The organism is Micromonospora tulbaghiae, assembly GCF_900091605.1.
GTDB classification, from domain to species: domain Bacteria; phylum Actinomycetota; class Actinomycetes; order Mycobacteriales; family Micromonosporaceae; genus Micromonospora; species Micromonospora tulbaghiae.
Window position 1 is genome coordinate 145,764 of the sequence record NZ_FMCQ01000002.1, and the last position, 13,179, is coordinate 158,942.

Sequence of the window (13,179 nt, forward strand, 5' to 3'; positions counted from 1 at the left end):
CACGGCCTGTCATGCTCGAACCGATGACCACCGAGCGTCCACACCGTTCCCACCGCCCGCGCCGCCGCATCCCGCGCGTCCTGCTGATCGCCGGCGTCCTCGCGGTGCTCGTCGCCGCCGCGGTGGTCGTGGTGCCGCTGTTGCGGCCGCCCGGCCCGCGACCGGACTTCCAGCTTCCGGTGGCCTGCGGCGAGACGTGGCGGCTGTCCACCTATCCGGGGCACGACGACTACGACGTCGACCTCTTCCCGACCTCGGGGGAGGCGTGGGGGCGGCCGGTGCTCGCCTCCGCCGCCGGCACCGTCACGGTGGCGGGGATCAACGGCTCGCTCGGCGGTCGTACGCCGCAGGATCCCGACGGGCCGCGTGGGCGCGGCGGCGGCTACTGGGTCAAGATCGACCACGGCGGCAAGTGGGAGACGCAGTATCTGCACCTGCTCGAACCGCCGTCGGTGCGGGCCGGTCAACGGGTGGCCCGGGGGGACCAGCTCGGTCGGGTCGGCAGCACCGGGAACTCCGGCGCGCCGCACCTGCACTACGAGCAGCGCCGGGGCTGGGAGAAGGTGGAGACCCACTTCGACGGCGTGCCCTCCGGGATCACGTCCGACGACCGCGAGTACTCGGTCCGGCTGACCAGCGCGAACTGCGAACCGACGCGCCCGTGACCGGGCCGTCAGCGTCCGTCGGTGGCCGATCCGGTGCGGCGGGACTTCCCGATCAGGCCGAGGTGGGTGTGCTCGAACCCCTCGCCCGTCTTGAGGCCGTAGCCCAGGGCACGGTCGACGGCGATGTGGAACGCCCACGCGACGGCCAGGACGCCGAGCCAGTCGATCCGGTCGCCGGACGCGGCCGCCGCCACGGCCACCACGCCGAGCGCCGCCGGCAGCGTGTACGAGTGCGCCAGGTTGTAGCAGACGGCGCCGACGCGCGGCCCGCGCAGATAGCCGAGCATGGACAGGTCGAAGACGAGGAAGAGGGCGAGCAGCGACCACCACGGGTATCCGGCCGCGACGGTCACGACGACGGCGAGGGCCGCGACGGCGACGGCCTCGGCGCGCTGCGCCACGACCGGGTTCAGCTGCGGCATCTCCCACCTCGATGTCTGTGTCCGGGGACCGGCGCGCACCCCGGTGGCCGCGGTGGACGGAGGCAGCCGGCGCGCGTCGTCAGCCTGCCCGGACAGCGTACGCAGGCGACGACCGCCCGGTGCGTCGACGTCGCGGACGTACCACGGCGGCGGCCCGGCCGGTTACCATCCTCGGTCATGGCGAGATACGTCGCTCTGCTGCGCGCGGTGAACATCGGTGGCGCCAGTTCCATGGCGATGGCCGAGCTGAAGGAGGTCTTCGTCTCCTGCGGCTTCGATCGGGTGGCGACCTACATCCAGAGCGGCAACGTCGTGTTCGGCTGCCCGGAGACCGACGAGGCCGCGATCCTGGCCGAGATCGGCCGGGCCGTCACGCAGCGGTGGGGCCGGGACGTGCCGGTGCTGTTGCGCAGCCTGCCCGAACTCGACGCGATGATCGCCGCCAATCCCTATCTCGCCGTGCAGACCGATCAGACGAAGTTGCTCGTCACCATGCTCAGCAGCGATCCGGGCGCGGACAAGCAGGCGGCGCTCGCCTCCCCGCCCGGCGAGACCGGGACGCTGACGCTGCTGGGCCGCGACGTGTTCGTGCACGTACCGGACGGATACGGGCGGAGCAAGCTCGGCAACGCCTTCGTGGAGAAGAAGACCGGTGTGGTCGGGACGACCCGCAACTGGCGTTCGGTGCTCAAGCTGCGTGAGATGGCGGCGGCGGCCTGACCCCGGCACCGGACACGATGAGGTCGTCGTCGCTGTGACTGTGCAGTTCCGGGTGCTGGGTCCGCCGGAGGTCGTCCGGAACGGGCGGGTGGTGCCCCTCGGCGGGCCGAAGCAGCAGGCACTTCTCGCCCTGTTCCTGCTGCGGCCGAACCGGTTCGTCGCCGCCGACTGGCTGGTCGACGCACTCTGGGACGCACGACCGCCGGCCAGCGCCCAGACCACGCTGCGCACGTACGTCGCCGGGCTACGGCGGGCCGTGGAGCCGGAACGGTCCCACCGCGAGCCGGCGCGCATCCTGCGCAGCCACCCCCGAGGGTACGAGCTGCGGGTCGACTCCGACGCGGTGGACGCGACCCGGTTCGGCGCCCTGGTGGACCGGGCGGCGGACGCGCTCGCGGCCGGGCAGCCGGCGGCCGCCGAGCGGACGTACACCGAGGCGCTGGCACTGTGGCGCGGTGAGCCGCTGGCGGGCGTGGCCGACCTGGCCGCGGTGCGGCCGGAGGCGGCCCGGTTGGCCGAGCTGCGGTTGAGCGCCGAGGAGGGACGGTTGACCGCCGCCGTCGCGGCGGGCCGGCACGCGACGCTGCTGCCGGAGCTGCGCCGGTTCGTGTCGGCGAACCCGCTGCGCGAGGGCGCCCGGGCGCAGTTGATGCTGGCGCTGTACCGCTCGGGGCGGCAGACCGAGGCGCTCGCCGTCTTCGACGAGGGCCGCCGGATCCTGGCCGGCGAGTACGGGCTCGACCCCGGTGAGCAGATCCGCACGGTGCACCGGCTGATCCTGGAGCAGGCCGTACCGCCGGACCACAGCAGTCCCGCGGACGCCGGCCACCCGGTGGAGGCCGGCCGTGCGGCCTGGCCGGAGCGCGACGGCGGCCCGCTCGTGGGCCGGGACGCGGAGCTGGAGCGGCTGCGCGAGGCGCTGGACGCGGCCACCGGGCACAGCGGGCGGGTGCTGACCCTGGTGGGGGAGGCCGGCATCGGCAAGACGAGCCTCGCCGCGGCGCTCGGCGCACGCGCCACCGCGACCGGCGTCCCGGTGGTCTGGGGTCGCTGTCCGGACGTCGGGCAGGCGCCGCCGTTCTGGCTGTGGAGCCAGGTGGTACGCGCGCTGGTGGCGATGCCGCAGGCCCACGCCACCGGCTCGGCGAGCCGGCTGGACGGATTCGCCGCGGGCGCGCCGAGCGGACCGGCGGACGGTCGCGGCCTGGACCCCACGGCGCGGTTCCAGGTGTACGAGGCGGTGGCCGAACTGGTGCACGCGGCGGCCCGGGAACGCGGGCTGCTCGTGGTCCTGGACGACCTGCACGCCGCCGACCCGGACTCCCTGCTGTTGCTGCGGTTCCTGGCCGCCGCCCTGCCCGCGTCCCGGGCGCTCGTGGTCGCCACCCTACGGCCGTACGACGACGATCCGGCCCTGGTGGCGACCGTCGCCGAGCTGGTGCGCGGGCCCGGCTTCGGTCAGGTCCGGCTCGCCGGTCTGGACGCCGCAGCGGTCGCCGACCTGGTCCGGGACCGCACCGGCGAGGCGCCACCGGAGCCGGTCGTGACCCGGCTGGTCACCCGGACCGGCGGGAACCCGTTCTTCCTCACCGAGCTGCTGCGGTCCCGGACCGACCCGGGCACCGACCCGGAGCTGCCACCGAACATCCGGGACACCGTGCGGCTGCGGCTGGCCGGACTGCCCGGCCCCACCCGGCGATGCCTCGACCTGCTCAGCGTGGCCGGACACGACCTGGACCTGGCGGTGCTGGCGGCGGCGCTGGACAGCACCGCCGAGGCGGTCGCCGAGGAACTCGCCCCGGCGTACCCGGCCGCTCTGGTGGTCGAGACCGGGCCGGGCGCGCTCGCGTTCCGCCATCCGCTGATCGCCGAGGTCACCTACGCCGAGCTGGTGCCGCCGCGCCGGGCCGCGCTGCACGCCCGGCTGGCCGCCGCGTACGAGCAGTCGGCCGGCACCGCGCCCGCGGAGCTGGCCCACCACTACGGTGAGGCGGTCGGGCTGGGCCACGGCGAGGATCACCTGCGGTGGTCGCTGCGCGCCGCCGACGACGCCACCCGCCGGGTCGCCTACGAGGACGCCCTCGGTCACCTGGAACGCGCCGCGCTCCGGCTGGCTCCGTCCGCGCGGGTCACGCCCGACGCGGCGGTCACCGAGCTGACCGTCCAGTTGCACCGCGCGGCGCTGCTCCAGATGACAGTGGGCATCGGCAGCGACGCGGTCGACCGGGTCTGCGCCCGGGCCCGCGAGCTGCTGACGCTGGTGGGGCCGGAGACCGACATCCGCCACGCGCTCTGGGTGCTCGGCGAACTGGCCGCCAACCGGGCCGAGTTCGCGATCTGCGCCGACCTCGCCGGGCGGCTCGTACGGGCGCCCGACGACGGCAGCGGGCTGATCGCCGTCGCCGGTGAGTACCTGCTCGGCGCGATCGGCTACTTCACCGGTCGTCAGGCCGAGGGCGAGCGGCGGCTCACCGCGGGGATCGATCGGCTGCGTGCCGTCGACCGGGCGCTGCTGCGCCGCGAGGTCGGGCGACGTCCGGTGCTGGCCTGCCACAACTTCCGGGCGCTCGTGCGCTCGATGCGCGGCGACCCGGCCGGCGCGTGGGCCGACATCGCCGCCGCCGAAGCCCTCGCCGAGGAACTCGACGACCCGTACGGCCGGGCCAACGCGGCGCTCTACGCCGCCTGGCTGGCGATGCAGGAACACGACGTCGCCGCGGCCGACGCGGCGGGGCGACGGTGCCGCGACATCGGCCGGGCCACCGGCCTGCCGCACATGACGGCGACCGGCGCGTACTTCCTGGAGTGGGCCGCCGCACGCGGCGGCGACCACGGACGGCTCGACGCGATGCGCGCCGCCGCCGAGGAGTTCTACCGGCCCGGGCTGCGGTCCACCCGGACCATCACACTTTGCGCGATGGCCGAGGCGTACCTGACCGGCGGCCGTCCGGACACCGCGGCGACGCTGGCCGAGGAGGCGCTGGCACTGGCGGACCGCGTGGGCGAGCACGTCTTCGTGGCGGAGCTGCACCGGATCCGCGGCGCGGCCCGGCGCGACCGCGCGGCGTGGGACCTCGGCGCGCGGATCGCCGCCGACCAGGGCGCCGGGCTGCTGCTGCCCCGGTTCGCCGCCTTCTGACCGGTGTGGAGGCCCGCCTCCACGCCGTCTCCACACCCCTTCCACGCCCGGCTGGTGCCCTGGTGGTGTCGGACGGCCGGAGCCGTCCGGGACCACGTTCCGAAGGGGCACCACGATGGGATCAGTTCAGCCGCCGGCTCACCAGGAGGTCCAGGAGGTCGAGGTCGCCGTCATCGGCTGCGGGCCGGTCGGCGCGCTCACGGCCAACCTGCTCGGCGCCCGCGGCGTCACCACGCTCGTCGTCGAACGCAGCGCGGCCCCGCACGGTCAGCCGCGGGCCTTCTCCTGCGACGACGAGGCGCTGCGCATCTACCAGCAGGCCGGCCTGCTCGACGAGGTACGCGACGAGATGATCGCGCCGTCGCTGGTCGAGTACGTCAACCGCGCGGGACGGGTCTTCGCCCGGATGAAGCTGTCCGAGACGGACTTCGGGTACGGGCACGCGCCGCTGCGCTTCTTCGACCAGCCGCGACTGGAACGCACGCTGCGCGCCGGGCTGGACCGGTTCCCGCACGTCCAGCTCGCGCTCGGCACCGAACTGGTCGGCCTCACCCAGGACGAGGACGGCGTGACCGTGCTGCTGTCCGACGTGGCCACCGGGCAGCGACGGGCGGTCCGCGCCCGGTACGTGCTCGGCTGCGACGGCGCCCGCAGCGCGACCCGCGCCGCCGTCCGGATCCCGCTGTCCGGGGCGAGCTACGCCGAGCCGTGGCTGGCGGTCTCCGGCGACGTGCCGCCCGACGCGGTACGGGTGCCCGACACCACGTTCGTCTGCGACTGGCGACGCCCGGCGTTCGTCTCTCCCGGCGCGGCCGGCAGTTACCGGATGGAGTTCATGCTGCGCCCGGGTGAGACCGAGGACGAGGTGCAGCGGCCGGAGACCATCGCCGCACTCGTCTCGCCGTACGTCGACCCGGACCGGTTCGCCGTCACCCGGGCGGTGGTCTACACCTTCCACCACCTCGTCGCGCAGCGGTGGCGGGAGGGACGGGTGTTCCTGCTCGGTGACGCGGCCCACCAGATGCCCCCGTTCATGGGCCAGGGCCTGTGCAGCGGGCTGCGCGACGCGGCGAACCTGTCGTGGAAGCTGGCGCTGGTGCTGTCCGGCGCCGCCGACGACACCGTGCTGGACACGTACGAGACCGAGCGGCGCCCGCACACGGTGGAGATGGCGCGGACGAGCGTCCGGCTGGGACACGTCTTCCTCGCCCGCAACCGGATCACCGCCGGGCTGCGCGACACCGCGCTCCGGGCGGTCCAGACCGTTCCCCGGGTACGGCGGTTCGTGGAGCGCTTCGAGTTCAAGCCGGTCCCGGCGTACCGGCGGGGCCTGATGGCCGGCGGGCGGCGCGACGGCGTGGTCGGGACGATGTTCCCCCAGCCGCGGGTCCTCGTCCCGGGTGCGCCCGGCGAGCGGCTGCTCGACGAGGCGCTCGGCGGCGGCTTCGTCGTGCTGGGTCGCGCCGGCGTGGACAGCCCGCCCGGACCGCTGTGGCAGGGGCTGCCGGTGCGGTTCGTCGCGGTCCATCCGCCCGGCACGCCGCTCGCCGGCCTGCCGGACCCGCTCGCCGGCCAGCCGGGGGACGGCCGGCCGGACCGGGTCGACGTCGTGGACGCCGACGGTGTGCTCGGTGGGTGGCTGCGGCGGCACGGCGCCGACCTGGTGGTGCTGCGGCCGGACCGGTTCGTGTTCGCGCTGGTGCGGCCCGGCGGCGTCGAGCAGGCCGCCCGGGACCTGTCGGCCGCCCTCGGCGTACCGCCCGACGGTCCGGGCGAGCCGCTTCCGAACGGCTCGGAGGCGGCGGCGCCGGCCCGGTGACCGGCTCGCCGTCCGGACACGGGCGGTACGACCAGCGGCGGCGCAATCGGCTTCCGTGGACTTATCGAGACCTCTCATCTCCTTCGACGACTGTGCGTAGCCGTGCCCTCCGGCCGGTGCGCACGGAAAGGTGACAGTGATGCGATCAGGAAGATTCGGCCCGTGGGCCGGCGCGACAGCGGCCGCTCTGGCCGTGGCGTTGCTCGGTCCCGGGGCGGGCGTGCCCGGCGCGGCGGCGCCGGTCCGGGCCGCCGGCCCGCCGGGAGCGGGCCTCTCCGCCGGCTGCGAGACGTTCGGGTTCACGGCGATGCCGGCGGTCGCCGGGATCGCCGCTCCTCGTGACGTCGAGGCGGTCGACACCAACCAGAACGGCTTCGACGACCTGCTCGTCGCGTCGGCGAGCGGTGACGGCGACGTGCACCAGCTCATCGCCGTCGGCAACGGGACGTTCCGTACGTCGGAGACGCCCGGCGGAGCGCCCGAGGTCTATCCCGCTTCGGGCACGCCGCGCGCCATCACGGTCGGCTACTTCAACCGGGACGCCAAACCGGACTACGCCGTCGCCACCACCGACGGGGTGGGCATCTGGTTCGGGACCGCCGGTAGCGACCCGAGGTTCGGTCCCGGAGGGCACGTGCTGGCCGGCCGCAGCGTGGCGGACGTGGCGGTGGCCGACTTCGACCACGACCTGCTGCCCGACCTCGCCGCCGTCGACCCCGCCGTGCAGAGCGATCCGGACGACGACCGGGTACGGGTGTTCCGCAACCTCAACGGCGGCGCCTTCGACGCGAGGTTCCCCCTCGGCGACCAGGCGGCGTACGTCCGGCCCGACTTCCTCGCCGCCGGCGACCTGACCGGCAACGGCGTGCCCGACCTGCTGTTCAGCAGCCGCGTGCAGAGCACCGTGTCGGTGATCCGCGACGGCAGCAACAGCCCCGCACCCCGGGTCGAAGGGCTGGGCGAGGCGTGGAAGCCCGTGATCGCCGACTTCGACCTCGACGGTCGGCTCGACGCGGCCGTCGCGATCCTCGGCGATGACCGGATCCGGTTGTGGAGTGACTTCCGCGACCCGCCGGCCGGCGGCTTCCCGCCCGCTCCCCGGGAGCTGCCCTCGCTGGACCTGGGCCCGCTGACCCCGGGACGCGAGGGCCCGCACGACGTGGACGTCGCCGACGTCAACCGGGACGGCCGTCCGGACCTGGTGGTGGTCGGCTACGCCAGCCGCGCCGTCTACGTCTTCCCCGGCAACGGTGACGGCACGTTCGGCAGCCCGGCGGTGCTCGCGGCGGGCAGCCGGCCGGTGCAGGCGGCAGTGGGCCGGTTCGACAACAACCAGTCCCTCGACGTGGCCGTCCTGGACGAGGTCGACAACACCCTGCGCGTCTACCTGAACACCTGCACCGCACCCGGGCCGAACCTGACGGTGAGCGGGGTGGAGGCCACCCAGGTGATCCAGGACCTGGGCAACTCCGTGGACCTGGTCGCGGACCGGCGCACTGTCGTGCGGGCGTACGTCGGCACCGACGCGGCGACGCCGGCGGTGACGGCCGCCCTGCACGGGTTCCGGCCCGACGGCACGTCGCTGGGCCCGCCGGTCGCACCGGCCAACCCGGGCCGCCTGCTGGTGCCGGACCGGACGGTACGGCGCGGACAGCTGGGCGGCGGGTTCCTGTTCGAGCTGCCCACCCAGTGGACGAGCGAGGGAGAGGTCAGACTGCGGGTCGAGATCAACCCCGATCGCCGCGTCACCGAGCCCGACTACCTGGACAACGTCGTCGAACGCACGGTGCGCTTCCAGGCGTCCAAACCGGTGCGCGTCAAGCTGATCCGGTTCGGTTACCGGCGCGACGGACAGACCGTGCTGCCTCCCGAGTCCGACCTGGACCGGGCCGAGTCGCTGCTGCGGCGCACGCTGCCGACGAGCCGGCTGGAGGTCACCCGCGCCGACTACCGCGACGACACCCCGTTCTTCTGGATCGGCGACGACAGCTTCTTTCTCGACGCGCAGGACGCGCGTTCGGTGCTCGAAAGCTACCGGCGGGCGACGGCAGGAACGCGGGAACCCGGCGTCTACCACCTGGTCATGGTGAACCGGGACCGGATGGGCGGCGTCGCCGAGAACATCCCCGGGTGGGTGGCGGTCGGCGGATCGCACAACCCCTCGACCATCCAGCACGAGCTGGGGCACCTGCTCGGCGCCGCGCACGTGGAGTGCACGGACAATCCCGGCGACGAGACCGGGCCCCGGTCCTACCCGTACCCGCGCGGCACCATCGGCGGACCGGACCCGGCGAATCCCAGCTTCGCCGGCTACGACATCGGCGACCACTCGGTCGGCGCTCCGCGCCGGGTCGTCTGGGCGCCGGACACCAGCCCGCCGGTCGCCGACCTGATGAGCTACTGCCCGCGCACGTGGGTCTCCGACGACCTGTGGCGGCTGTGGCGCAACCGGGTCCAGAACCCGCCCGCCCAGCAGGGCGCGACAGGTGACCTGCTGGCGCTGTCCGGCGCCGTCGGCGACGGGGCCGCCACCCTCACCGGGCAGCGCCTGACCCGCACCACCCAGCGCCCGGCCACGACGCCCGGCCCGTACGCGCTGCGGCTGCTCGACGCCGCCGGGGCGACGCTCGCCGAGCACCCGTTCACCCCGGCGGCGGCCACCGAGCACGCCGCGACCCGGCTGTTCCACGAGGTCGTCGACTTCGTCCCCGGCACCCGGCGGGTGACGCTCGTGGACACCCGCGCCGGGCGGGACCTCGCCACGCTCCCGGTGTCGGCGAGCCCGCCCGTCGTGGCGCTGGCGGGCGAGGCGCCGCCCGCGTCGGTGCCGGCGACCGGGCCGGTCACAGTGGGCTGGACGGCCGGTGACGCCGACGGCGGCCCGGTCACCGCGAGCGTCCTGTACAGCCCGGACGGCGCCGACGACTGGCGGGTGCTGGCCGCCGGGCTCACCGGGACGTCGTACACGGTGGACGCCGCGCAGCTCGCGGGCACCGGCGGCGCGGCGACCGGCCGGCTGCGGGTGCGGGTCACCGACGGGGTGAACACCGCCGACGCGACGAGCGGCCCGCTCACCGTCGCCGGCAAGAACCCTTCGGTACGGATCACCGCCCCGATCGGCGGCGCGTTCTTCGCCACCGGGCAGACCGTCACGCTCGCCGCGACCGTCACCGACCCGGAGCAGGGCGACCTGGACGGATCGGCCGTGCGCTGGACCTCCGACCGCGACGGTGACCTCGGCACCGGCGCCACCCGTACGCCGGGGCAGCTCAGCGAGGGACGGCACGTCGTCACGGTCACCGCCACCGACGCCGACGGCCTCCGGGCCACCGCGCGTACCGAGGTGACTGTGGGCCGGGTTCTGCCGGCCGGTGGCCCGCCGGCCGCGGACGCCGGGCCGGACCGGACCGTCGTCGAGGGCGACACCGTCACCCTCGACGCGACCGGCACCACCGACCCGGACGGCGACCCGGTGACCCTGTCCTGGACCGTGCTCGCCCAGCCGGACGGCGGCGGGCTCGGCGGCGGCCCGCGGCTGGAGGGCCCGGCCGGCACGCCGTCGTTCCGAGCCGACCGGGCCGGCACGTACCGGCTGGAGCTCACCGCCACCGACGCCCGCCACGGCACCACCACCGACACGGTGACCGTCACAGTGGCGAACCGGCCGATCGAGGTGAGCCCGATCGCGCTCGACGAGGAGCTGCGGGTGGCCGGGCCGGTCACCGTACGGGCCACGTTCACCGACCCGGGTGTGCCGGACACGCACCGGTGCGCGGTCGACTGGGACGGCGACGGTCCGGCCCCGGCCACGCCCGGGGTGGTCACCGGGGAGCGCAACGAGGGCGTCTGCGTCGCCGGCGGTGAGCTGCGGCCCGGTGTGCACGTCGCGCGCCTCACCGTGACCGGCGACGACGGCGGCACCGGACGGCAGCAGGTACGGATCGTGGTCTACGACCCGTCGGACGTCACTGTGGCCGGCTCGGGCGCGATCGTCTCACCGGCCGGGGCGCTCAGCGCGGACGTGGCCGCCACCGGGCCGGGGGAGTTCGCCTTCGTCGCGGGCCTGGTGAAGGGTTCGCCCACGCCGTTCGGCACGACCACCTTCCGGCTGCCGGACCGCGGGTTCACGTTCGCCGGCACGACACACGAGCGCCTGGCCGTCGCCGGGTCGGTGGGCCGGTACCAGGGCGAGGGCACTGTGAACGGCCGGCCGGGGTACGCGTACCAGCTCACCGTCTCCGACGCGCCCGACGGGCGGGACGTGGACCGGTTCCGGATCAGGATCTGGGAGAGCGACGGAGGGCGCGTCGTCTACGACAGCGGCCGGGGCGCACCGGACGATCTCGACCCGGCGCACCTGCAACCGCTGAACGAGGGCCGCGTCGTGGTCGCCGGCTAGCCCGCCACCCGCTGTCGCTCCGCCGCCCGCCGTCCTTCTCCGGGCGGCGGGCGGCAGCCCGTGCGGCGGCTTGACCTGAAGCGGACGCGAGGTTCTAGCCTCCTCGCGGAGGTACGGCATGAGCATGGAAGTGACCGCGTGGACGTCCCTGCACCACGCCATGAACGCGCAGGACGAGCGACCGCTGTCCCGGGCGACGTTACGGCGCGTCGCCGGGTTCGCCCGGCCGCACCGTAACTTGATCGTCACGTTCCTGCTGTTGAGCGTGGTGACGGCGGTCCTCACCGTGGCGGCGCCGGTTCTGGCCGGGCGGGTGGTCGACGCGATCGTCGGCGGCGCCGACAGCGGCGTCGTGGTCCGGCTGGCGGTGCTGATCGCCGTGATCGCGCTGGCCGAGGCCGGCCTTGGGCTGCTGACGCGGTACCTGTCCGCCACCATCGGGGAGGGCCTCATCGTCCAGCTGCGGACGGCGGTCTTCGACCACGTCCAGCGCATGCCCGTCGCGTTCTTCACCCGGACCCGCACGGGCGCGCTGGTCAGCCGCCTGAACAACGACGTGATCGGCGCACAGCGGGCCTTCAGCGACACCCTGTCGGCAGTGGTCGGCAACGCCGTCACGCTGCTGCTGACCCTGGCGGTCATGCTGAGCTTCTCCTGGCAGATCACGCTGCTGGCGCTGCTCCTCCTGCCGGTCTTCGTCCTGCCCGCACGCCGCATGGGTTCCCGGCTCGCCCGTCTGCAGCGCGAGGCGGCGGAGCAGAACGCGGCCATGAGCAACCGGATGACCGAACGCTTTTCGGCGCCCGGCGCGACGCTCGTCAAGCTGTACGGGCGTCCGGCCGAGGAGTCGGCCGAGTTCGCGGCCCGGGCGCGGCGGGTCCGCGACATCGGTGTCCGCGCCGCCATGCTCCAGTGGGTCTTCATCACCGCGCTCACTGTCGTCGGTTCGCTGGCCTTGGCCCTGGTGTACGGGCTCGGTGGTGTCTACGCCCTGCGGGGCAACCTCGACGCCGGCACCGTGGTCGCGCTCGCGCTGCTCCTGTCGCGCCTCTACGCGCCGTTGACGTCGCTCGCGAGCGCCCGGGTCGAGGTGATGAGCGCGCTGGTGAGCTTCGAGCGGGTGTTCGAGGTCCTGGATCTCAGGCCGCTGATCCTCGACCGGCCCGGCGCGCGTCCGCTTCCCGACGGGCCGGTCGCCGTGGAGTTCGACAGCGTCCGGTTCGGCTACCCGTCGGCCGACAGGGTGTCGCTCGCGTCCCTGGAGGACGTCGCGAAGCTTGACACGCGCGGCGGCGAGGAGGTGCTGCACGACGTGTCGTTCCGGGTGGAGGCGGGGCGGATGGTCGCCCTGGTCGGCTCCTCCGGAGCCGGCAAGTCGACGATCGCCCAGCTCGTACCGCGCCTGTACGACGTCGAGCACGGCGCCGTGAAGCTCGCCGACGTCGACGTCCGCGACCTGTCGACCGAGTCGGTCCGGGCGGCACTCGGCATGGTCACGCAGGACGGACACCTGTTCCACGAGAGCATCCGCGCCAACCTCGCGTTCGCCCGGCCGGACGCGACCGAGGACGAGATGTGGGATGTCCTGGGGCGGACCCGCCTGGGAACGCTGATCCGGTCACTTCCGGACGGGCTCGACACCGTCGTGGGTGAACGTGGGTACCGGCTGTCCGGCGGGGAACGCCAACGGCTCACCATCGCGCGGCTCCTGCTGGCCCGCCCCCGGGTGGTCATCCTCGACGAGGCGACGGCGCACCTGGACTCCACCTCGGAGGCCGCCGTGCAGGACGCCCTCGCCGAGGCCCTGACCGGCCGGACCAGTGTCGTCATCGCGCACCGGCTGTCCACCGTCCGCGCGGCCGACGAGATCCTCGTGATCGAGGGCGGGCGCGTGGTGGAACGCGGACGGCACGGTGACCTGCTCGCCGCCGGCGGACGGTACCAGGAGTTGTACCGCACCCAGTTCGGCCAGGAGAAGCCGGAGGTCCCGAGGGAACGCGCCGCCACCGGCTGAG

7 protein-coding genes are annotated in these 13,179 nt (G+C 74.6%); 6 read left to right on the forward strand and 1 reads right to left on the reverse strand.

Annotation, left to right across the window (positions count from 1 at the left end):
• Window positions 1–23: 23 nt before the first annotated feature.
• Window positions 24–665: a M23 family metallopeptidase gene (locus GA0070562_RS05940; RefSeq protein WP_091418387.1), complete on the forward strand. Its 642-nt coding sequence runs from the start codon at window positions 24–26 to the stop codon at window positions 663–665.
• An 8-nt stretch (window positions 666–673) separates the two neighbouring features.
• Here the strand turns inward: GA0070562_RS05940 and GA0070562_RS05945 are convergent, their stop codons facing one another.
• Window positions 674–1,087, reverse strand: a complete 414-nt coding sequence (locus tag GA0070562_RS05945) for a DUF4260 domain-containing protein (RefSeq protein WP_091416525.1) — start codon at window positions 1,085–1,087, stop codon at window positions 674–676.
• Between the two features lie 177 nt (window positions 1,088–1,264).
• Here GA0070562_RS05945 and GA0070562_RS05950 point away from each other — a divergent pair, with 177 nt between their 5' ends.
• From GA0070562_RS05950 to GA0070562_RS05970, 5 genes are all read left to right on the forward strand, one after another.
• Entirely contained in the window at window positions 1,265–1,807 is a 543-nt protein-coding gene (locus GA0070562_RS05950) for a DUF1697 domain-containing protein (RefSeq protein WP_091416528.1), read from the forward strand.
• Window positions 1,808–1,841: 34 nt separating this feature from the next.
• Window positions 1,842–4,946: an ATP-binding protein gene (locus GA0070562_RS05955; protein WP_254663742.1), complete on the forward strand. Its 3,105-nt coding sequence runs from the start codon at window positions 1,842–1,844 to the stop codon at window positions 4,944–4,946.
• A 115-nt stretch (window positions 4,947–5,061) separates the two neighbouring features.
• The gene (gene mhpA, locus GA0070562_RS05960; RefSeq protein WP_091416532.1) at window positions 5,062–6,765 is read left to right on the forward strand and encodes a bifunctional 3-(3-hydroxy-phenyl)propionate/3-hydroxycinnamic acid hydroxylase MhpA; all 1,704 of its coding nucleotides are present in this window, start codon (window positions 5,062–5,064) and stop codon (window positions 6,763–6,765) included.
• Window positions 6,766–6,904: 139 nt separating this feature from the next.
• Window positions 6,905–11,164 (forward strand): FG-GAP repeat domain-containing protein, encoded by a 4,260-nt coding sequence (locus GA0070562_RS05965; protein WP_091416535.1) that lies wholly within the window; start codon window positions 6,905–6,907, stop codon window positions 11,162–11,164.
• Between the two features lie 118 nt (window positions 11,165–11,282).
• Window positions 11,283–13,178, forward strand: a complete 1,896-nt coding sequence (locus GA0070562_RS05970; protein WP_091416539.1) for an ABC transporter ATP-binding protein — start codon at window positions 11,283–11,285, stop codon at window positions 13,176–13,178.
• Window position 13,179 lies beyond the last annotated feature (1 nt).